Consider the following 24573-nt stretch of genomic DNA (forward strand, 5'->3'; position numbering starts at 1 on the left):
ATTTTAGCTTGCTCCTAATGTAAAATTAAGACAAGCAGTAAATATGACAATACTCATTAAGAATTCTCAAAGTCCAATTACAATGCCACTTTACCTATAGAATATATACACATATATTAAAATAATAATCTAAATCTTAGGAATTTACTTTGAGAACACTAACAATGAATATAGTCCTATTTTAGCTTGCTCCAAATGTAAAATTTAGACAAGCGGTAAATGTGACAATATTCATTATATAAAATTGTGACAAGCGGTATTTTATTGAAACATTGTACTGTGTGAAAGTTTAGAGTTGATGTGATGGGCTTAAAAAAACTCTAAACTTTTTAATTATCCACTTTCAACTTATAAAAAATTGGGGGAATTTTTATGATTAAGGTATTAATAAACGATGGTTTGCAACCTAAAGCTATAGAAGGTTTAAAAAGTTTGGGTATTGAAGTTATAAATGAACATTTTGATCAAGATATTTTAGGTGAAAAATTAAAAGACTTTGATGTATTGGTTATAAGATCAGCTACTAAAGTTACAGCTGATGTTATTGATAAAGAAATCGGCGGTAATTTAAAGTTAATTATTAGAGCAGGGGTAGGGATAGACAATATAGATATACCTTATGCTGTTAAAAATAATTTAAGTGTTACAAATACTCCATCAGCAAGCTCAGATTCAGTTGCAGAACTAGCTTTAGCTCATATGTTTGCAGTTTCAAGATTTCTTGGAATAGCTAATGTAACTATGAGAAATGGTGAATGGAATAAGAAGAAATATCAAGGATTTGAATTAGAAGGAAAGACACTTGGAATTATAGGAATGGGCAGGATAGGACAATCTTTAGCTAAAAAAGCAACAGCATTAGGCATGAACGTTATATACAATACAATAGAAGGAAAGCATGAAGAGTTAAGCTATCAATTTTTATCATTTGAAGAAGTGTTAAAAGAATCTGATTTTATATCATTACATGTTCCGTATGATAAAGAAAATGGATCATTAATAGGAAAAGATGAATTAAATTTGATGAAAAAAAATGCATATTTAATTAATTGCGCTAGAGGAAAGGTTGTTGATGAAGCTGCATTATTAGAAGCACTTAATAATGAAGTTATTGCAGGTGCAGGAATTGATGTATTTGAAGAAGAACCAACAAAAAATGAAGCTTTAATTAATCATCCTAAAGTTAGTGTAACTCCTCATATTGGAGCAGCGACTAAAGAAGCTCAAACTAGAATTGGTGATGAGGTAGTTTCAATTATAAAAGACTTTTTTAAATTGTAGGATTTAATTAGAAAAAGTTATGATTTACAATATATATTGATATATGCATAAGTAAAGCTGGATAGAGTAATTGAACTTAGTAATACTAAAATGAGTATAATTTAATTACAAGGCCACTTTATTTATTGCATAGATCAAGACATGTTTAAAATAGAGACTAAAAAATGAATAAAGTAGTTTATTAATTGAGTGAAATTGTTTACAATAGAAGTAAAAGAGGCCGTGTTTTAACAGAGTGTTGATATATTTGAAACAGAGCCTAAAATAAAAATACTTTAAATAATTAGGAGGAAGTTTAAATGGCTGTAGTTAGACCTTTTAAAAGTATTAGACCAATTAGAGAATTAGCATCAAAAATAGCAGCTCTGCCATATGATGTTATGAATAGTGAAGAGGCAAGAGATATGGTAAAGGGAAATCAATATTCGTTCCTTCATATTGATAGAGCAGAAATAGATTTAGATCCTTCAATAGATGTACATGATAAAAAGGTTTATGAAAAAGCCAGAGACAATTTAAATAAAATGATTGATGATGGTGAGTATATACAAGATATTAATCCTTGTCTGTACATATATAGACAAATAATGGATGGAAGATCTCAAACAGGAATAGTATTTTGCGCATCTATTGATGATTATCTTAATGGCGTTATAAAAAAACATGAATTTACTAGACAAGATAAAGAAGATGATAGAATAAATCATGTTGATTGTTGTGATGCAAATACAGGTCCTATATTTTTAACTTATAAAGAAGATCAAATTGCATCAGAAATTATTGAAGCATGGATTGAAAATGAAAGTAAAAGAAAACCGCTATATGATTTTGTGTCAGAAGACGGAATTACTCATGTTGTTTGGGCAATTGATAATGAAATAATAATAGATGAAATAGTAGACTTGTTTAAAGAAATAGATTATTTATATATAGCAGATGGACATCATAGATCAGCTTCGGCAGTTCAAGTTGGATTAAAGAGAAGACAAGAAAATCCTGATTACACTGGAGAAGAAGAATTTAATTATTTCTTAGCAGTAGCATTTCCAGATAATGATTTAATGGTAATGGATTATAATAGAGTAGTTAAAGATTTAAATGGATTAACTAAAAATGAGTTACTAGATAAATTAGGAGATAAATTTGATATATCAGATGCTTCAACTAATGAGCCATTTAAACCTTATAAAAAGCACATGTTTGGCATGTACTTAGAAAATAAGTGGTATGTATTAGAAGCAAAAGAAGGAACTTTTAATGAAAAGGATCCAATCTTAAGTCTTGATGTATCAATACTACAGAATAATTTATTAACTCCAATATTAGGTATTGAAGATGTAAGAACATCACCTAGAATAGATTTTATTGGAGGAATAAGAGGTTTAAAAGAATTAGAACGCAGAGCAAATACTGATATGAGAATAGCTTTTTCAATGTATCCAACAGAAGTTAGAGATATAATGAAAGTAGCAGATATTGGAGAAGTAATGCCTCCAAAATCTACTTGGTTTGAACCTAAATTAAGAAGCGGATTATTTGTTCATAAATTAAAATAAATGTCTCTGCAAAATAAGGCTTAAACAGAAATAAAAAAGACTGACTAAGAAGAGAAAAAGGGACAAAAAATACCGGAGGAAATCAAAGGTAATTAATAAAAAGGGCTATTATAGATAAAATAATGGGTTAGAAGGAATAAGGTAAGATATTAATTTTCAACGCTTGCAAGAGTATTGAAGAGAAATATTGAAAAGCCTTATTCCTTTTTATTTTCCTCATTTTTATCAACTTATTCTAGCAGCCATTTAAGTGCAGTTGCTCATTAGAAAATTATATCGGCTGTAAATTATTGTATAAGATAATTTTAACTAAACTATTGAAACTAATTATGAATAATTAAAATATATAATTAGGAACAATATAAATATATATAAATATTTTATATATGGCATTATCATGATTTTTATATTATATAAATTGGGGAGGAATATAATAATGCAACCAGAAGTTGGGTCTGTGAATATAACTTCACAAATAATTTTAATAGTCATTTTAACGTTAGTTAATGCATTTTTTGCGTCAGCAGAAATGGCTATAGTGTCATTAAATAAAAATAAAATAAAACTTCTTGCAGAAGATGGAGATAAGAAAGCAATAATTTTATTAAAACTTATGGATGAGCCCACTAAATTTTTATCTACTATACAAGTGGGCATAACTCTTGCAGGATTTTTTAGTAGTGCTTCTGCTGCTACTGGAATATCACAAGATTTAGCACGTTATTTAAGTAAATTTAATATACCTTATAGCAATAAAATAGCATTAATAATAGTAACTGTTATTATATCTTATATAACATTGGTATTTGGTGAATTATTTCCAAAGAGAATCGCACTTAAGGAGTCTGAGTCTATTGCAATGTTTTCTGTAAGACCTATATTATATGTATCTAAAATAACTGCTCCATTTATAAAACTTCTTTCTGCATCAACTAATATATTAGTTAGATTATCAGGTCTAGATAAAGATGGACTAGATGAAAAAGTGTCTAAGGAAGAAATAAGGTCATTAGTAGAAGTAGGTCAAGAACATGGAGTAATAAATGAAACAGAAAAAGATATGATAAACAGTATATTTGAGTTCGATGATAAACTGGCAGATGAAGTAATGACACCAAGAACAGACGTATACTTAATTAATATAAATAAACCATTAGAAGAATATTTAGATGAATTAATAGAAGAAAAATATTCTAGAGTGCCTGTATATGAAGAGGATATAGATAATATTATAGGTATATTATATATGAAAGATTTTATGCTTGAAGCACGTAAATATGGCTTTGAAAATGTAGATATAAGAAAAATACTACATTCACCATATTTTGTACCTGAAACTAAAAATATTGATGATCTGTTTAATGAACTTAAAAGCTCTAAAAAGCATATGGCAATACTAATAGATGAGTATGGAGGATTTTCAGGTATAGTTACAATAGAAGATTTAATAGAAGAAGTTATGGGAAATATAGATGATGAATATGATGAAGAAGAATGTTATATACAAAAGATAGATGGCAACACATTTATAGTTAATGGATTAATGCCTATAAATGATTTAAATGATTATCTTAACATACAGTTAGTTTCAGAAGATTGCGATACTATAAGTGGATTTTTAATCAATTTTATAGGAAGAATACCTGAGGATATAGAAGAAAAAGTTATTGAATATGAAAATGTAATATTTAAAATAGAATCAGTAAAAGAAAAAAGAATAGAAAAAATAAAAATATGTATACAGAGAGATAAGTGAACATAATAATAAACCTCTCTCTAGAAAAAATAGAAGATATAATTTTATCAGAAAAAGACAAGTTATCCTCACACTTTAAAGATTTAAATTTTAAAAGATATCCACAAATTTATAAGAATAAGTCTTATTATTGTTGACAATAAATTTAAAATTGTGAATAAGTTATTTCTCTTAATAAATTATCAAAAATATTATCAAGATTATAATGTGATTATTAGTAAATTTTAAATGAAATGATAAAATTGTAAAAATATTATTATAAAAATAATGTTTTTACAATTTTTGGAAAGGTAATAATTCAATTATGTAAATATATTTTCAATTATTGAAATGTAAATATGTATAATATATACTATTAATTATAAATAATTACAATTAATGGGAGGGGAAGTAATGTTAAAGAAAAATAAAAAACTACTTGCATTATTAATTTCTATATCAGTTTTAACTACTTCTATTATTTTGCCAGTTGAAAAATCTTTTGCTCTTGATGAGATAATTGATTCAATTTCAAAAGCTAATTCAGAAACTAAAGTTGATGAAAACGCAGCCAAGGAAGAAAAGAATGAAGAAAAAGTTTTAGAAGATAAAGCTGAAGCAGATAAAGAGGAAACTTTAGAGGAAAATACTGATAAAGACAAAGGAGAAACTTCAGAGGGGGAAGTAGATAAGGATAAATCAGAAGAGAATTTAGAGAGTAATTCAAAAGATGAACTTAATTCCGTAGAAAATGTAACCGATAACATCGATCCGAAAAATGAGAGAACACAGAGTGAAGAAAAAGTAAATGAAGATAATGAAAAAGATAAAAATAAAGAAAATACTGATAGTGATAGTGAAGTAAAAGATACTATAAGTATTAAAGATGCTTCAAAATTAGAAAATAATAAAGAAGCAACAGTAGAAGGTGTAGTTTCTTTTGTTGAAGACAATAAAAAACTTCATATTCAAGATGAAACTGGTGCAATAGCTATATTTGATAATGCAAGTGAGCTTAATTTTAATCAATATAAAAGAGGCGATAAGGTAAAAGTTATAGGTAAGAAAAACATAAATAAAGTGCCTGTATTACAAAATGTTAAAATTAATTTAGTTGAAAGTGGTGTAGAATTAAATCCGAAAACTGTAACAATATTGGATTTATTAGCAGGAGAGCATATTTCTGAATTTGTAAGAATAGAAAATGCAATTGTAGATTTAACTGATGGAAATAAATTAAAAATAAAACAAGATGGTCGTACTATAGAGATCTTTCCAAAGTTATCTGAAGCTAAACTAAATAATGGTGATATCGTAAATGTAGAAGGTACTATAGGAAAGCATAAAAAGATTTATCAAATGTTTGGAAAATCCTGTACTTTTACTAAAATGGATATAAAAATAAAACATTCTAATATTAATAGTGCTGATATTAATAATGATTTAAAAATAGAAGCAGAAGTATTAGGTTCTGAGATTGATAGCGTAGACCTAAATTATAGAGTTACTGGAGCTGAAAAGTTTGAAAAATCAGAAATGACAAAAGGTGAAGATAATAAATATAGTGTTAATTTATCAAAAGAAAATTTGAATTTAAAGGGAATGGAATATTATATATCTGCTAGAGATAAAAAAGGTGAAATTAAAACAGATACTTATTCAGTAAAAGTTACTAATGGTAATCCACCTGAAATATATAATATGGAACCAGCAGAAAATTCTAAAATAAATATGGAAACGCTTCCTATAATAAAGGCTTCAATTAAATCTGATAAAGATATAAATACAGAATCTATTAAAGTGTATTTAGATAATAATGACATTACCTCAAATACTAAAATTACAGGAGAGTATATTGAGCATAAACCTAATGAAAAACTTAAATATGGATTACACACTGTAAAAATAGAAGTTAGTGATACATTGGGTAATGTAACTAACAAAGAGTGGGAGTTCAGAGTATTTAAGGACGGTAATTTAAAACATTTATTTGGACAACTTCATGCACATACTAATATTTCAGATGGAAGCGGTTCACTAGATGAAGCTTATAAATGGGTAAAGGAAAACGGAGCGGATTATTATGCAGTAACAGACCATTCAAACTGGTTTGATAATGATAAAGATGCAAATTTAGCAGATGGATCAGTTAGCCAAAAGTGGACACAAGCTCATAAAATAGCTGATGAATATAATAAACCTGGAGATTTTACAGCTATTTATGGATATGAAATGACATGGTCAGGTTCTACTGGCGGATGGGGTCATATAAATACATTCAATACACCAGGATTTGAGACAAGAAATAATAAAGCCATGGATTTACAAAATTACTACAAGACTATTCAAACTCAGCCTCAATCAATATCTCAATTAAACCACCCAGGCAAGACTTTTGGTGATTTTGCTGACTTTGGATTTTATAGTGAAGGTGCTGACAAATATGTAAACTTAATTGAAGTAGGTAATGGTGAAGGTTCAATAAGAGGATCAGGATATTTCCCAAGTTACGAGTATTATACAAGAGCTTTAGATAAAGGATGGCATGTTGCTCCAACTAACAGCCAAGATAACCATAAAGGAAATTGGTTTACATCTAATAATGCTAGAACAATAGTACTTGCAGATGATAATTCAAGAGAATCTATATATGATGCTCTTAGAGAAAAGAGAGTATATGCTTCAGAAGATACTGATATGACAATAGATTATACAGTAAATGATGAAGTGATGGGAAGTTCTTTAGGAGATGAGGATAAGCTTAAGTTTAAGATAAATGCAAATGATCCTACTGATAAGATAAAGAAAGTTTCAATAATTGCTAATGGTGGAGTTGAAGTTGAATCTAAAACTTTCAATTCTAATGATGCTAACTGGGAATTAACTTTAGATCCAGAATATAGTTACTATTATGTTAAGGTCGTGCAAGAAGACAAGGATATATCAGTAACTTCTCCTGTTTGGGTTGGGGATGCTTTAAATGTTGGGTTATCAAATGCATCTGTTGATACTGATATGACATTACCAGGTGAAAATGTAGAACTTAATGTTGGATTCTTCAATAATGGTGAAAATGAAGTTAAGGATGTTAAGTTTGAATTCTTTAAGGATAAGATAAATTCTGATAATAAAATAGGTGAAAAAGTAGTTGAAAAGGTAGGAAGTACTCAAACAGAGAATGTTAAGTTTAATTGGAAAGCAGATAAAGAAGGAGAATATACTTTATACGCAAAAGCAACTGTTAAATTAGATAAGGGAGAAAAAACATTTACTACTAGTGCTAAAGTAAAGATTGTAAATCCAGAGAATGTTAAAAAGATATTAGTTGATGGAGCTCACTATAATCAATATGTAACAGGTGATTATGCTGGAAAATATACTGCATTTAAGAGTTTATTAACAGAAAAAGATGGGCTAACAGTAATAAATAAAGAGAAGATAACTGATGAAACTTTAAAAGATGTTAAGATATTAGTTCTTACAAATCCACAAAGCACTGATAATGGAGATTTAAAAGCAAGTAAATTTCAGGATAGTGAAATACAAGCCATAAAGAGATATGTAGAAAATGGAGGAAATGTAATAGTATCAACTAGAGCAGACTATAAAGATGGAAAAGGTGAATATAGCAATGGAAGTCAAATGAATTCTGTTTTAGAAGCTATAGGAACTAAGTTAAGAGTAAATGATGATGAAGTAATTGATAATACTACTGGCGGAAAAGAAAAATATAGATTATATTTAAAAAATTATGATTCACCAAACTACAATTTACTTAATGGAGTTAAGAATGGTGAAGATGAATATAGTTTTTATAATGGTGCATCAGTAATTTTAGCAGATGGGGCAAATGATGAGGGCGTTGATTTCTTAGTTAAAGGATTTGAGACTACTGAAACAAAGGATGCTGATGGTGATAAAGATAATGTAGAAGTTCCTAAAGGAAGCGTAAATACAATGGGGGTTGAACAGTTAAGTAATGGTGCAAAAATAGTAGTTTCAGGAAATACTTTCTTCTCTGATTTTGAGATTGATGGTACTAATGGAGAAAAATATTCTAATATAAAAATTACAGATAATATTGTAAATTGGATGATGCCGTCTAAGGAAACTAAAACAATTAAGTTAGGTGACATCAGAAAAGATAGTAATAATGATGGAACACCAGATTTATATGGTAAAAAGGTTACTGTTGAAGGATATGTTACTTCACAATCTGAAGCTGTAGAACCTATGAATTCATTCTTTGAAGTTGTATATATTTCAGATGAAACTGGTGGAGCATGTATATTTGGAGTATCTAGTACTAAATTAAAAGTTGGTCAAAAAGTTAGAATTACAGGTGTAGTTGATGCTTATCAAGGTGAACTTGAAATTTCATTAGCAGATAGAAATGCTGGACCTGTATCAGGAAATATTGAATCTAAAAATGTTAAATTAATAGATGAAAATATAGTTGATGTAGAACCTATAGATCTTTCAACAGGTGATAGTATGTTACCTATTAATGGTGGAAAACTTGTTAAAGTACAAGGAAAAATTATAAGAAAGGACAAGCAAAACCTATATATTGATGATGGATCAGGTATATCAAGAGTATATGTTGAAGGATATATTTGGGACGGAATAAATAAAGAAGAATCTTTAGGTAAATGGGATAAGAACATTGAAGTTGGTGATAAGGTTTCAGCAATTGGGTTAGCATCATGGGATCCTGAAGGTGGTAGATTAAGAGTAAGAAATACTGGTGAAATTAAATTTCAAGAAAATGTTGTGAGCAAACATTGGGAAAACAAAAACTTAATAAGAAATAGAGTTAATTAATTTTTAAACTTAAGAAGTAAAAGATAATTAATATTAGAAGAAGTAAATCATTATTATAGAAGGCATTTAGTTTTGGACTATGTTTATATAAAGAAAGTTTTGTGAAAAATAAATTATATATTTAGTTAAAGAGATAGTTATATTAAACACTCATTAACAATGTCCTTCTGTATAGTGAAATAAGGGGAGCGTTTTTCTGTGGAGATAAAAAAATATAAAATAGATATTATATTCATAATAGTAACTTTGGTTTTAGGCTTAGCTATTATATATTCATCAAAATTTATATTTACTGGTGGATTTATAGACGATAAGGCAAACCGAGGTGTTGAATATTATAAAGCACAAGTAATTCAAGTTAACAAGGAAAATCTTAAAGAGGACAAGTATATCGATGATATAGAATTAGGTTATCAGGAAGTTAAATTAAAAATTCTAGATGGACCATATAAAGATAGTGAATATAATGTACTTAATAATATAAGTAGGCTTTATAACACTAAGGTAAAGACTGGTAGCAAAGTTATAGCTGCGTTGTATATTAAAGATGGAAATATAAATGATATTATGATTTCAAGCTTTACAAGAAGTCATGTATTAATAACTATGGGAATGTTATTTTTAGTTTCAATATTATTAATAGGTGGATTTAAGGGAATTAAGGCAATTGTATCGTTAATATTTACAATAGTTTGCGTTATATATTTGATGTTACCATTAATGCTTAAAGGGGTAAGTCCTATATTATCATCACTTATAGTTGCAGTTGTAAGTATAACTATAACTCTTATATTGATATCAGGAATAAATAGAAAGAGTACAGCAGCGATACTTGGAACTTTATCGGGGGTTATTATTGCAGGTATATTTGCTTATGTATTTGGACTATGGGCTAATCTTTCAGGAGTAAATTTGACTGATGCAGAAAGCATTATGTATATATCTGAAACTACAGGTCTTAAAATAAGAGGAATAATGTTTGCAGGAATATTAATATCTGCTTTAGGCGCTGTAATGGACGTAGCTATGTCAATATCTTCATCTATATTTGAAATTCATTCTATAAACAAAGATATGTCAATAAGTAATCTATTTAAAAGTGGGATGAATATAGGGAGAGATATAATAGGTACAATGGCTAATACTTTAATTTTAGCTTTTGCAGGAGGCTCTTTAAATCTACTTATTTTAATATATTCTTCTAATATGACTTTTAATAGATTAATGAATCTAGATGTAATAGGGACAGAAGTAATTCAAGGACTTGCAGGAAGTATTGGAATAATATTAACGGTTCCAATAACAGCAATAGTTACTTCATATTTATGTAGATACAAAAAACAAATATGATTTTTAATTTGTTAATGAATTGAATTCAAATAAGGTTTAAGTAAGTTTTTTTATTAAATAAATTATTAATCAGTTTTAAACTTAATGGTAGGTTAAGGACGTTATTTTTATTAAATCTAAAAGTTCAGTGGATTTAAAAATAATATCAGTTGAAATTATGGAAGGGGTAAAATTTTATGAAAAGTGCTAGATTAAAAAAGATTATAGCAGCGGTAATGGCACTATCAATTGTGGCTTCTGTATCTCCAGTTGGAGCATCAGCAGCATGGAAGCAAGATAGTAATGGATGGTGGAATGATAAGGGAAGCTCTTATTCTGTTAGCTGGGAAAATATAAATAACACATGGTATTACTTTGGACAAGATGGTTATATGAAAACAGGATGGGTAAATAATAATGGAGCATGGTATTATACAGATGCTTCAGGTGCAATGAAGACAGGCTGGGTTAATGATGGTAGAAATTGGTATTATACTTCTCAAAGTGGAGCAATGCAAATTGGTTGGATCAATGATAATGGAACATGGTATTATGCTGATAGTTCAGGCATAATGAAGACAGGTTGGGTAAGTGATAATGGAAAATGGTATTATACCTCATCAACTGGAGCAATGCAAACTGGTGTAGTTAAGGTTGATAATAAGGTTTATTCATTAAGTGAAACTGGAGCTATGCAAAAAGGTAATGTTGTTATTGAAGGAAAAACATATATCTTCTCTGAGAGTGGAGAATGTGTAAGTGGTGAAGTTCCTAAGATAGCTAAAGAATTTGCTCAAGGAAATATAGATGTAACGACAAACCAAAATGCAAATAACACTAATTATGGAACTGAACAAAAAAATGATACGGAAAAAGTTAATGATAATACAGAAAAAAAGTCAGGCGGTTCTAAAAAGCATCATAGTAGTTCAAATTCAAATTATTCAGATTTATCTAAGTTAAATATAGATAAACAAGACGTATCTTTTAATTATGAAATTAAAAATAACGCTGAATATGATGTGAAATGTGAAATGTATAATTCAAATAATAAGATTGTAGATACTATAAAATGGGATAAGCCGGATAAAATAAATGGTTCAAAAGCTACTATTTTTATAACAGATATATTAGGGGAAATGAATCAAAATGATTATATAGTATCAAAAATTACGCCTAAAAAGGATGATGGTACAAGCTTTAGATCAGAAAAAATGCAAGTTGTAAGTAAAGCTAAATTAAATAATGAAATAACTAATGTAAGTACTAAAAAAGAGGATAGTAAATTCAATTGTACAGTTCAAGGTAAGGGAAACTTTGAAGAAGGAACTTATGTATTATATGGATTTGAATCTGATAATAGTGCATATGTAAAAACTGTTTACTGTGATGGTAATACTAATACATTGAAATTTAAAAATGTAGGATATAACTGGATTAAAAGTGGAGCAGCTAAGATGAAGCTTGCAAGAATTTATGATACTCAAAAAATAAGTGATAACTTGGGAAACTGTAAGGTTCAAGTTTCTGATTATTTTACTATGAAGTAAGTTTACTCTCAACTAAAAAAGGTCCCAGCTGGTGACTGTCACCAGCTGGGACCTTTTGTTCTTATAGTTTTTCTAACATATTTTTAAGTATATTAGTTGAGTTTTTAACTGCAATTGGAGTGAATTTTTCGTAATCCATATGAGCTCCGTTATTTGCATTATCTGAAATTGATCTAATAACTACGAATGGAATTGAATTCAAGTAACAAACTTGAGCTATGCTAGCACCTTCCATTTCGCAAGAAATAGCGCCAAATTCTTTTTCAAGCCATTGAATTTTTTCTAAGTTAGCAACGAATTGATCTCCAGAAACTATCCTTCCTGTAAAGCTGTTTAGTTCAGATATTTCTTCACAAGATTTTTTTGCAGCAGAAACCATGTCTTTGTCACATTTAAAATCAAATGTATCAAGTCTTGGAATTTGCCCAATCTTATCTCCAAATGCTGAAGTATCCATATCGTGTTGTACTAAATTTTCAGCTACAACTATGTCACCTGGGTAAATATCTTTTCCAATACCACCAGCAACACCAACATTAATAACTTTATCAACATTGTATTCAGATATTAATATTTGAGTACATACAGCTGAATTTACTTTACCTATTCCGCAAACAACAGCAACAACATTTTTACCTTTTATAGTTCCTTTGTGAAAAATCATGTTTGCTTTTTCTTTCTTTTCTTCAAGATTTAAATCTTTTAATAATATTTCTAATTCTTCTGCCATAGCAGCTATTATTCCAATTGTCATAAAAATCCTCCTAAAAATAAATTACATTCTGTTAAGTTATAATTTATATTATAAACATTAAAAGAAAAACTTAATAGTAATTTTAATATTAATTAATGTTAAAATTATATCCAAGTTAGTTGAGTAGAATACTCTTATTTTATGATATAATATGAGCGAAAGATTTCATAGTATAATTTATCTTTTTATATAAGAAACTAAATTTATATAATGTAGAAATTTTATAATATGATTTATTTAATAGGGTATGTTTTAAACAATATAAATTAAAGTTATAAGGAGAGAAGAAAATGTTAGCACAACATTCTTTATCAAGAACAGAATTGTTAATAGGAAAAGATGGTTTAGATAAATTAAAAAATAGTAAGGTAATGGTCTTTGGAATCGGTGGCGTAGGAAGTTACACTGTTGAATCACTTGCAAGAGCCGGAGTTGGAGAGTTAATATTAGTTGATGATGACACTATTTGTTTAACAAACTTAAATAGACAAATACATGCTACATATAATACTATAAGTAAGTCTAAAGTTGAAGTTATGAAAGAAAGGATTCTTTCTATAAATAAGAGTTGTAATGTTATAACTCATCAAATGTTTGTCACTCAAGACAATATATCTGAGATAATTCCAGAAAATATTGATTATATAGTAGATGCAATAGATACAGTTTCAGCCAAACTTGGATTAGCAGAGTATTGTTATAAAAATGATATAAAAATAATGAGTTCTATGGGTACAGGAAATAAATTGGATCCTACTCAATTTAAAGTTACAGATGTTTTTAAAACAAGCGTTTGTCCATTAGCAAAAGTAATGAGACATGAATTAAGAAAAAGAGGAGTACAAAAGTTAAAGGTAGTATATTCGGAAGAAATTCCTTTAAAACCTAAAGTAGAAGATGTTGTTACTTGTAAAACAGGATGTGTTTGTACAGGGGGAACTAAAAAATGTGCCATTAGGAGACAAATACCTGGAAGTATATCTTTTGTGCCACCAGTTGCAGGAATGATAATTGCAGGAGAAGTTATAAAAGATATTTTAGGAATTAAGTAATTAAGTAAAAAATTTATTTTATCCACAATAAAAGTAGGATTAAATGTTTTATAAATTAAATAACTGAAATAAGTGTATAATATCTAATGATTCTACTTATGTTTAGTGAATAGTATACAAATATACACTAGTTTTTATTTTTAAATAATATAAAACGTCTATAAATGTAAAAATAAGAATAATGTATATTTTATTTTTCTGTTTTTTAAGTATGCTTTAAGAAAAGACTTGAAAGAATATATGATTAGAAAACTAATTTTGTGCTTCTATCATATAGGCCAGTATATGACAAAAATGTGTAATAAATAACGAGCTTAATTTTAACTGGAATTTACATACTACACAATATGTTGAGTATTTAAACAAAAGTTATCAACAACATATTGTGGATAGTGTTGATAACTTTATAAAAAACATAAAAATATCATGCGATAATAAAATATTGTATGATATTTTATTTTATGGTAAAATGCTTTTTAACTCTTAAAAATCAAAAGAAAAAAGGTGATTAAATGAAAAAGAAAATAGTATCACAAACGATATTATTTATATTTATAATGGTATTTGTAATAACTTTTAAAACTATATTCGGAGATGACAATATATTAATAGGAGTTACTACCATAACGGGCATGCTATTATTCTTGACAAAAGATTTAACATTAAATCCTGTAAAAAATACAGTAGGACTAATGGTTTTCAATGTTTTAATGGGGATAATTACGTATTTAGCATCAAGCAATATGTTCTTAGCCATACCGCTTAATTTTATAAGTCTATTTATAATAGCATATAGACTGTGCTATAACTTAAATTCTCCTAGCTATATTCCATTTACACTTCAGTATTTATTTATGCTTTCTTTTCCAGTTACAGCTGATAAATTACCATTAAGATTATTATCATTAGCGTTTGGAGCTGTGTCTATTATGGCAATTCAATTAATAGCAAACAGAAACAGAGTTTATAAAAAAGGTAATAAGCTTTTAGCAAAAAGTTGTACTAGTATGTTACAAAAGATTAGAGCTATTAGAAATAATGAGTCATTTGAAGAAATAGATAATGAAATAAAATCTTCTATAAATGAATTCAGAAAAATTATTTATGATAAAAGAGCAGAGCATTTTTATATAACAGAAGAAAGTAGAATAAAACTAAATATTTCCCTATCATTAGATAAATTAAATGTTCTCTTAGATGATATTGAAAGAGTTAAAAGAGGCGATGATATTGAACAAATCAATGAAATAAAAGAAATAGAAGACGATATAATAATATCAATTGATAATGTGAAAATATGTTTTGAGGATGAAAATAACTTAGAAAATTTAGATGCATTATTTAATGAACTATTAGAAAAATATAATGTAAAAAATTCTAATAACATTATTATAGCAAGAATGCTTAATTCGTTACATTTATTAAAAACTAGTTTATATGAACTAAAAGGTTTAGATAAGAAAAAATATAATCTTATTAATAAAGGTGATGAAATACCAAATCAATTTAAAGCAATGTATATTTTTAAAAAACATTTTGCACTAGATTCTCTAAGATTTTCTTATGCATTTAGATTAGGACTTGGTGTTGCTATTGGTGGATTTATAATGGATTATTTTAATTTATCAGAGGGAAGATGGATTATATTCACTATACATTCATTGGTTCAACCACATTATGAAGTATCTAAAGAAAAATTTAAGTATAGAATATTATCAACATTTGTAGGTACAGCTATAATTGCAACTTTATTTTACATTTTTAAAGATTTAACTATGAGAACTATGATTATTATGATGGCTGGATATATAAGTGGATATATAAAGGAATATAAATATAATATGATATGCGTTACAATATCAGCAATAGGTTCTGCAGCACTTATGGGTGGAACAGCTGTTTTAAGTATCAATAGAATTGTGTATGTTATAATAGGATCTATTATTGGACTATTATTAAGTAGATTTGTATTACAATATAAAGCTATGGATGCTAAAAAAGATCTTATAGAAATGAATGAAGGCGTAACGATAGAATTATTAAGAAGTATGGAAGAATTAATAGATGGAATGAAGCCAAACTATGATTTAATAAGAAATAATATTCTTATATCAACAATGATTGAAGAAAAGTTAAAATCTAATAATTTTGATGAAGATAATGAAGAATTAATAAATTATATAAATTCTAATAGATTATTAGTTACTAATATATATGATTTATACACTTGGTTAGACAATAATAATCATTATAAAATACGTGAAGATATAAGAACTATAATTAAAAATAAGAAAATTAATATTAAAGATAAAATATCATCTTTAGCAGATAAATTAGATAAAATTAAAGAGTTAAATATAAAGGTGGCTCTTGTTGATTATATTGAAATTTTAAATGGCGTAAATAATTTAGATGATATTAGCGTTATATAATGTAGAGATTATTTAATATTTGTTAAAAATACCACTTAATTTTATTAATTGAGTGGTATTTTTTTATTTGTTTTAAATAGAGATATGTAAAAATAGAATTTTATTGAAAAAAATCATATATATGCTATAATTAGAATGAGCGAGTTACATAATATATAATTTACCATAAAAGTTATTTATGCTCTTAGAAAAATTTTTAAAATAAGTATAAAGTGGATAATAAATCTTACGATAATATAAATATAAGATAATTCAGGATGAATTTAAATGTCTCAGGAAGAGGCTTGTCTTATAAAATAACAAGAAGTTATTTTACTTTAAATTTAAAAATTGTTCTCATTGCAAGATGCAATGAGAGTACTCAGGAGGAGCGTATAACCCTATTATAGTTAGCAGGAAGCTAATGAAATTAGGGTATGCTCCCATTTTTTTATTTATACGACAAGCGTTAGGGGGACTGTATTGAATGTTAGTTTTAGGTCGTAAACCAGGTGAATATATAGTAATAGATGACAAAATAAAGGTTGCAGTAATAAGAAGTGAAGAAGGCAATTTAAGACTTGCAATTGATGCACCAAGAGAAATTAAAATCGTAAGAGGCGAAGTATACGAAAGTATGAGTAAATAATATTTTCATATTTTATGTAAAATTTAATAATAGTACAAGCTCAGGAAGAGTGATTTTCATTAAATATTAGCAGGAAGCTAAGTTTTAATGAAGATCGCTCTTTTTTTATTTCGATTTTGTCCCACAACGCAGTAGGAGAACTTTTAAAAGCAACTGACTATATAAGTATAGCTGAATCAAAGTCAATCATAGCTGATTGTAATAAATTAAATACTATGCTTGTATCAATAGTCAAAACGACAAAAGAGAATTTGAGAGCTATAGGAAAATGAGAGTTAAGGAAGTTTTTTAAAAGAAAAACTGATAATTAATAAACTCTCAACTCTCCACTCTCAATTCTCAACTCAAAACTGTTAGTTATCCCGTAAGGGTTTCTATAAATATAAAAAAATAAATTATGGTGGAAAAGGATGTCCACTTCAAAATTCAAGGAGGTATTTTATTATGATAATCAATCACAATATGAACGCAATGAACGCACACAGAAACTTAGGAATGAACACTGTTAACAGTGGAAAATCAATGGAAAAATTAAGCTCAGGTTTAAGAATAAATAGAGCTGGAGATGACGCAGCAGGTCTTGCAATCTCTGAAAAAATGAGAGGTCAAATCAGAGGATTAGATCAAGCTACAAGAAACTCACAAGATGGTATCTCAATGATCCAAACTGCAGAAGGTGCTTTAAATGAAACTCACTCAATTCTTCAAAGAATGAGAGAATTATCAGTTCAAGCATCAAATGATACTAACAATGATGCAGATAGAGGACAAATACAAAAAGAAATCAACCAATTAACTTCAGAAATTGACAGAATCGGAAATACTACAGAATTCAATACTAAGAAGTTATTAAATGGAGAAACTGATGTAAAGGCTACTTTAGGAGATAAACTTAAAGATGTAGTTAAAGTTACTGGTTCTTCAGATAAAACTAAGGTTGATACAGAATTTGCAATAACAGAAACAACAGTAGGAACAGGGCAAATATCAAAAACAGATATAGCTACTAATGCAGATATTGGTACTGCTGATGTAACTTTAACAATTGGTGATAAAAAACTTGTGTTAGCAGCAAAGACTAAGAAAGAAGATATACTTGGTAAGGTTAATGACTTCTTAAAGAAAGAAGGAATAGATGCAACTGCTACAGCAGATGCAACTGCTAACAAATTATTTATAACATCAAATCAACTTGGATCAGCTGTAAAGTTAGGAAAAGTAACAGATGATGTTGCTGCAAAAGGAACAGATAAAGCTGCTACAGTGGTAGCAGGAACAGATGCAACAATTACAGTTGGTGGAAAAGCTATTACAGGTAAAGGTAACACTATAGAAATCAAAGATGAAATCGCAGGAGCAGAAGGCTTAAAATTAGAAGTTCAAGCTAAGACAGCTGCAACATTATCAGCTGACAATACTGTAAAAGTAGATTCAGTAGGAGCAAACTTACAAATAGGTGCTAACGAAGGTCAAAATATATCATTATCAATAGGAGATATGAGAGCTAAATCTTTAGGTGTTGATGGTATAGATGTAAGTAATGCTAAATCAGCAGACAAATCAGTTACAACAATACAAAAAGCTATAGACCAAGTATCAACTGAAAGATCAAAACTTGGTGCATACCAAAATAGATTAGAACATACAATCAATAACTTAGGAACTTCAAGTGAAAACTTACAAGCTGCAGAATCAAGAGTTAGAGACGTTGATATGGCTAAAGAAATGATGAACTTCTCAAAGAATAACATTCTTAGCCAAGCTTCACAAGCAATGCTTGCTCAAGCTAAGTCACAACCAGAAGCAGTTCTTCAATTATTAAGATAATTAGGAATTATGTGAGTTAACATTTATTCAATAAAGTTAAATCAATTTTTAACACATTAAAAAGTCAGGGCGAAAGCTCTGGCTTTTTTGAGTTGAAAGTTAAAAATTGAGAGTTGATAGTGGTGAAGAAAAATCTTTTATGGAATTTTATATGGATTTATAGAATATGTAGCACAATTAATATAGCTTTAAAAAATAAACATATAATTTTTTATTCACCCCTGGGGTGTAAAATTTTACAGGTACAAGTTTAGAATTGATAGTTGTTTTAAGGATATGAAATTTAGGTTATATACTCATTAAATAAATTAACTAATTTCACCAACACCTATGGTATACGCAGGTTAAAAATATTATAATATATATAAGGTAGCACTTTCATTAATAAATGTAAGTGCTATTTCAATTAAATGCAGTGGGAGAATTTTGATGGAATCTAATTTGAAGGTTAAAATAGAAGTAAGTAAGTTATCAAAGAAAGAATATATAATAAAAGATAAAAGCGATATAATTATTGGTAGATTTTATATAATAGAGTTTGCTGATTCAAGCAAAAAATGTGATATTAAACTTAATTTTTATAAGGCTTGTAAATGTGAATTATTAAAAGAGACATTAAAACTGATTCTTAGGGCTGTATTTAAGGATTTAAATATATTTAAAATTAATATTAAAACTGTAGAGGGAATAGAGATTAGTTCCTTTTTAGATTTAGGGTTTACTTTAGAGGGGATATTTAGTGAAAATCAATATCATGAGGGTGAATTTTTAGATGAATTATCATTTGGAATAACTCGTACAGAGTATAATCATAAAATAAAATCTTTATTTATAGAATTAAAAGGCAAAAATATAGTATTAAGAAATTTAACACCTGGAAATGCAAATGACTTATTGGAATATTACATAAGAAACAAGGAGTATCTAGCTCCATTTGAACCTAATAGAGATAATAATTTTTATACATTGGATGGGCAAAGAGATATATTAAATGAAAGTTATAGACAATTTTTAAATGGAAGTTCTATTGAAGTAGGTATATTTAAAAATGATAATTTCATTGGAAAAATAAAAGTATCTAGTTTAGTTTTTGGAAGTTTTAAAAATGGTATCTTAGGATATTCTATAGATAAGCTAGAGCAAGGACATGGATATATGAAAGAATCTGTTAATCTTTTTATAGATTATCTTTTTACTGAAGAAGATCTGCATAGAGTAGAAGCGTCAGCACTATTAGAAAATGAAAAATCAAAAGGTGTATTAAAAGGCTGTAGATTTAATGAATTAGGTATAAATAAGAAATATTTATTTATTAATGGTCAGTGGAAAGATCATGTTACTTATTATATTACCAAAGAGGAATTTTATAGAAAACAATCTAAATAAAATATATATTTTTAGAAAGTATGTACGCTTTTTATTGAAACTTTCAATTTTTTTAACTAATAAAGCGTGATACAGTTACTTTGTTAAAAAAATACGAATTATGATTAAATTTAATGATATAATTAATTATGAGTTATTATAAATAATAAATTTTGTATATAGAAAGGATAGTAAAATGACAATAATACTTAATAAAAGCGAAGTAGTGTCAAAGGTTTTTAATAATAATATAGTTTTAGTTGATTCATCTGATAAAGAAAAAATACTTTTTGCTAAAGGTATAGGATTTGGTAAAAAGCCGGGTCATGTCATACCTGAAAATACAGAAATAGAAAAAATATTTACCATAGAAAACAAGGAAAATATAAAAAGCCTTCAAGGTATGATAGAAAAAATTGATGATGAATTCTTTGCAGTTTGTGAAGAAGCTATATATGAAATATCTAAACAATTGAATGAAGAATTAAATGAACATATACACATTGGTCTAATAGATCATTTATTTTTTGCAGTTAAAAGAATGAAAAATGATGAACAAATAGAGAATCCTTTTTTAGTTGAGACAGAAACTTTATATTCAGAAGAATTCAGATTAGCTAAAATAGTGGCAGAAAGAGTTGGGAGCTATTCAAATGTAATGATACCTGATGGAGAAGTTGCATTTATAGCGCTTCATATACATTCTTCATTAAATAATGGTAAACTTTCTAATACAATAAAAAATACTTATTTAAGTAGCACTATAGCTGAATATGTTGAAGATAGATTAGGAATAAAAATAAACAAAAAATCTTTAGATTATGCAAGATTTTGTACGCATATTAAATTTGCACTTCAAAGAATAATGGATAATACATGTGTTCATAATGATTTATCTAGAATTATAAAGAAGACATATAAGAAATCATATTCAATATCAGAAGGAATTGCTAAGATTATTGAAGATGAACTTAAAGTGAAGGTTACAAAGGATGAAGTTGCATTTTTAACTATTCATGTTGAAAGATTCAAAGTATCTAAAAATAATTAAACCTTTACAAATGGGAAATAATATGATATTATGTTTATATAATTAAGGTGTAACTGGTAAAGCAGGCAAGACTTAATATAAGTAAAGAAAAATTTATTACAATACTGTTTTTGATTGAATAAATTTTTCTGGGCTTATATTTAAGTCTTTTTTATTTGCATAATTTTTAGCTGGTCAGCTAAAAATAGCAATATATACTTACATAACATTTAATTTTATTTTATTTAATTAGTTTAGGAGGAATTATTATGCTTCAATATTTACAAAGAATAGGTAAAGCTATAATGCTACCAATCGCAGCTTTACCAATCGCAGGTATATTATTAGGAGTTGGTGGAGCTTTACTTGGAATTGCAGGATTAAATAACCCACCAGCAGTTTATGAGCCACTTATAGCATTTGTTAGTATTCCAGCAGTTACTGCTATATTAACAGTAATGAAAAATATAGGTGATATTATTTTTGGAAACTTGCCAATACTATTTGCAGTTGGTGTTGCAGTAGGTCTTGCTAAAAAAGACAAAGGTACAGCAGCATTAGCATCAGTATTTGGATTTATAGTAATGAATCAAGTTATTTCAACATTACTTGCTTTAGGAGTTACTCAATTAGGAGTCCTTACTCCAGATAGCATTGGTAAATACGCAACATATGTTACAACTAACTTAGGTATATTTACATTAAACATGTCAGTGTTTGGTGGTATTATCACAGGTATTATTACAGCAATATTACATAATAGATTCCATGAAATCCAATTACCACAAATATTAGGATTTTTCTCAGGATCAAGATTTGTTCCAATAATAACAGCAGTTACTATGGCAGTTGTAGGAGCTATATTAGCATTCTTATGGCCAATAGTTCAAGATGGTATTGGAGTTATAGCTAATGCAGTTAGAAATGCAGGATTTATAGGAACATTCTTCTATGGAGTTATTGAAAGAGCATTAATTCCATTTGGATTACATCATGTATTCTATACTCCATTCTGGTTTGGATCATTTGTTGATGGTCAAATATTAGTTAATGGAACTTGGCAAACAGTAGCAGGTGCTAACACAGCATACTTTGCTCAATTATCAAGCATGACTGATTTAGTAGGTGCATCAGCTGACACTATGTCAACAATAGTTGGTGGAACTACAAGATTCATGGCAGGTAAATTCCCATTCATGATGTTTGGATTACCAGCAGCGGCTTTTGCTATGTATAGAGCAGCAGCTCCAAGCAAGAGAAAAACGGTTGGATCATTATTATTAGCAGCAGCTATTACTTCATTATTAACAGGTATTACTGAACCATTAGAATTTACATTCATATTCGTTGCTCCAGTATTATACGGAGTACACTGTATATTAGCAGGTTTATCATTCATGTTAATGGATATATTCAATGTATTTATAGGAATGACATTCTCAGGTGGATTAATTGACTTTAGTTTATTTGGATTACTTCCAGCAGGAGCAGGAGTTCCAACTAAATGGTTTATGGTTCTATTAATAGGAGCAATTTATGCAGTAGTTTACTATTTCTTATTCTTATTCATGATCAAGAAGTTTAACTTAAAAACTCCTGGTAGAGATGAAAATGAAGAAGAAACTAAATTATACACTAAAGCTGATTTCCAAGGCAAAAATGGAAGTGCTAAGAGTGAAATAGTTGAAAAAGCACCAGCTGTATTAGCAGCATTAGGTGGAGAAGAAAACATTGTAAGTGTTGATGCTTGTATAACAAGACTTAGAGTTGAAGTTAAAGATAAAGCTAAAGTTGATAAAGCTGAATTAAAAACTTTAGGTGCAGCAGGTGTTATGGAAGTGGGTAATGGAATCCAAGCTATATTTGGAGCTAAAGCTGACGGATATAAAAACGCTATTAATGATATATTAGGTATTAGTTAGTAATTAGTTTATACAATTAGTTTATAAAAATTTTGCCCTAGTAGATAAATATTAAGTTATCTACTAGGGCATTTAAATTTTGTGAATCTTTTAAAAAAATTATAGAGTATATTCTATTATTGAAGTTTCACCAGCTACAGTATCTACATTTTCAGTAGCTTTTATTGATTTTAATGTATCAACATTAGTTATTAAAACAGGAGTTGTTAATGGAAGTCCTTTTGATTTGATAAATTCTCTATCAAATTTTATTATAGGAGTTCCAGCTTTAACTTTAGTTCCTTGTTCTACTAATTGTTCAAATCCTTCTCCATTTAAAGATACAGTTTCGATACCAATATGAACTAAAAGTTCTATACCATTTGCTAATGTCATTGCAAATGCATGCTTAGTATTAAATACTAAAGTTAATTCACCATCTGCAGGAGCAACAGCTACATTGTCAGAAGGTTCTATTGCTAAACCGTCTCCAGCCATTTTTTGAGCAAAAACTGGATCTGGAACTTCTGATAAAGGAATTGATTTACCTGTAATAGGTGCTACTAATTTTAAATTGCTATCTTCTTTTTTATTCTTTTTAAATAATCCAAACATAAATTATATCCTGACTAACCAGGATAATTCACATCCTTTCTCTACATTATGTACTTGTATATTGTATTTTTACCTACATATTAAAAAATATAAGCATATTACTATTAATGTTTAATAAAAAAAGGCATAAGATTTCTCTATCTAAGAAAACTTATGCCTGATTTAACAGTAACACGTCTAGATAATTATATAATCTTATATTAAGGATGTCAATAAACTTTAATTACGTTTACAATTATAATTTTAGTGTCTATTTATATAGTATATATTGTTAAAATATAGGTTGATAATAAATAATATAGATGAAACTATATGAAGTAAAGGATAATAATGTAATAGAACGGGGAATACTAAACCACGTGTATCAATAGTAGAAAAATAAAAAAAATAGCAGAATAATGAATAATTAGGGATTTAAACCCTGAAAATACGAGAAATAAGTCTAAATAGCTAAAAAATATATGGTAAGATAAAACACGTCCTTGAGACAAGTTAACAAATTTAAAAAAAATGATTTAATTTCTCTTTAAGCAGAACTTGAGAGTAAAAATAAAGAAAGTTTTTTAAAAGAAAAATGTTGACAGAAAAGTAACAAAATGTTATACTGATGAAGTCGCTTAAGGGTGACACAATAAAACAAAAGTTGACAAGAAAGTCAACGATGAAAATTTGGTCTTTGAAAATTGAACAGAAA

Annotated in this window: 15 protein-coding genes; 13 read left to right on the plus strand and 2 right to left on the minus strand. The window is 27.8% G+C overall.

Translation table 11 applies throughout. The features are described 5' to 3' along the window. Positions 1-372 precede the first annotated feature (372 nt). The 6 genes from RGC78_RS08745 to RGC78_RS08770 all read left to right on the plus strand — a co-directional run bounded on the left by RGC78_RS08745 (position 373) and on the right by RGC78_RS08770 (position 12275). Complete coding sequence (locus tag RGC78_RS08745) at positions 373-1281, plus strand: D-2-hydroxyacid dehydrogenase (RefSeq protein WP_309556487.1); 909 nt, start codon at positions 373-375, stop codon at positions 1279-1281. A 299-nt stretch (positions 1282-1580) separates the two neighbouring features. After that, positions 1581-2837, plus strand: coding sequence for a DUF1015 domain-containing protein (locus RGC78_RS08750; protein WP_309556488.1), 1257 nt, complete (start codon positions 1581-1583; stop codon positions 2835-2837). A 436-nt stretch (positions 2838-3273) separates the two neighbouring features. Continuing rightward, positions 3274-4593: a hemolysin family protein gene (locus RGC78_RS08755; RefSeq protein WP_252231208.1), complete on the plus strand. Its 1320-nt coding sequence runs from the start codon at positions 3274-3276 to the stop codon at positions 4591-4593. A gap of 393 nt (positions 4594-4986) precedes the next feature. Beyond that, positions 4987-9396 (plus strand): CehA/McbA family metallohydrolase, encoded by a 4410-nt coding sequence (locus RGC78_RS08760; protein WP_309556489.1) that lies wholly within the window; start codon positions 4987-4989, stop codon positions 9394-9396. 198 nt (positions 9397-9594) lie between these two features. Beyond that, entirely contained in the window at positions 9595-10746 is a 1152-nt protein-coding gene (locus tag RGC78_RS08765; RefSeq protein ID WP_252216071.1) for a YibE/F family protein, read from the plus strand. 176 nt (positions 10747-10922) lie between these two features. Beyond that, positions 10923-12275 carry a cell wall-binding repeat-containing protein gene (locus RGC78_RS08770; RefSeq protein WP_309556490.1) on the plus strand — a complete coding sequence of 451 codons (1353 nt, stop codon included), beginning with the start codon at positions 10923-10925 and terminating at the stop codon, positions 12273-12275. Positions 12276-12336: 61 nt separating this feature from the next. Here RGC78_RS08770 and RGC78_RS08775 read toward each other — a convergent pair whose 3' ends face one another. Beyond that, positions 12337-13029 carry a 5'-methylthioadenosine/adenosylhomocysteine nucleosidase gene (locus RGC78_RS08775; RefSeq protein ID WP_252216067.1) on the minus strand — a complete coding sequence of 231 codons (693 nt, stop codon included), beginning with the start codon at positions 13027-13029 and terminating at the stop codon, positions 12337-12339. Positions 13030-13319: 290 nt separating this feature from the next. Between RGC78_RS08775 and RGC78_RS08780 the strand changes: the two genes are divergently transcribed. From RGC78_RS08780 to RGC78_RS08810, 7 genes are all read left to right on the plus strand, one after another. Next, the gene (locus tag RGC78_RS08780) at positions 13320-14081 is read left to right on the plus strand and encodes a tRNA threonylcarbamoyladenosine dehydratase (protein ID WP_252216063.1); all 762 of its coding nucleotides are present in this window, start codon (positions 13320-13322) and stop codon (positions 14079-14081) included. Positions 14082-14593: 512 nt separating this feature from the next. After that, positions 14594-16513, plus strand: coding sequence for an FUSC family protein (locus RGC78_RS08785; protein ID WP_252226153.1), 1920 nt, complete (start codon positions 14594-14596; stop codon positions 16511-16513). Between the two features lie 466 nt (positions 16514-16979). Then, positions 16980-17141 carry a carbon storage regulator gene (locus RGC78_RS08790; RefSeq protein WP_252216056.1) on the plus strand — a complete coding sequence of 54 codons (162 nt, stop codon included), beginning with the start codon at positions 16980-16982 and terminating at the stop codon, positions 17139-17141. A 444-nt stretch (positions 17142-17585) separates the two neighbouring features. Beyond that, positions 17586-18968 (plus strand): flagellin N-terminal helical domain-containing protein, encoded by a 1383-nt coding sequence (locus RGC78_RS08795; RefSeq protein WP_309556491.1) that lies wholly within the window; start codon positions 17586-17588, stop codon positions 18966-18968. A 429-nt stretch (positions 18969-19397) separates the two neighbouring features. Continuing rightward, positions 19398-20354 (plus strand): GNAT family N-acetyltransferase, encoded by a 957-nt coding sequence (locus RGC78_RS08800; protein ID WP_309556492.1) that lies wholly within the window; start codon positions 19398-19400, stop codon positions 20352-20354. Positions 20355-20529: 175 nt separating this feature from the next. Then, complete coding sequence (gene glcT, locus RGC78_RS08805; RefSeq protein WP_252216041.1) at positions 20530-21384, plus strand: glucose PTS transporter transcription antiterminator GlcT; 855 nt, start codon at positions 20530-20532, stop codon at positions 21382-21384. A gap of 248 nt (positions 21385-21632) precedes the next feature. Then, positions 21633-23285 carry a PTS transporter subunit EIIC gene (locus RGC78_RS08810; protein ID WP_252226146.1) on the plus strand — a complete coding sequence of 551 codons (1653 nt, stop codon included), beginning with the start codon at positions 21633-21635 and terminating at the stop codon, positions 23283-23285. Between the two features lie 99 nt (positions 23286-23384). Here the strand turns inward: RGC78_RS08810 and RGC78_RS08815 are convergent, their stop codons facing one another. After that, positions 23385-23879 carry a PTS sugar transporter subunit IIA gene (locus tag RGC78_RS08815; protein ID WP_252216035.1) on the minus strand — a complete coding sequence of 165 codons (495 nt, stop codon included), beginning with the start codon at positions 23877-23879 and terminating at the stop codon, positions 23385-23387. Between the last annotated feature and the right edge of the window lie 694 nt (positions 23880-24573).

The sequence above is a fragment of the Clostridium aquiflavi genome, from assembly GCF_031344075.1.
Lineage (GTDB): Bacteria > Bacillota > Clostridia > Clostridiales > Clostridiaceae > Clostridium > Clostridium aquiflavi.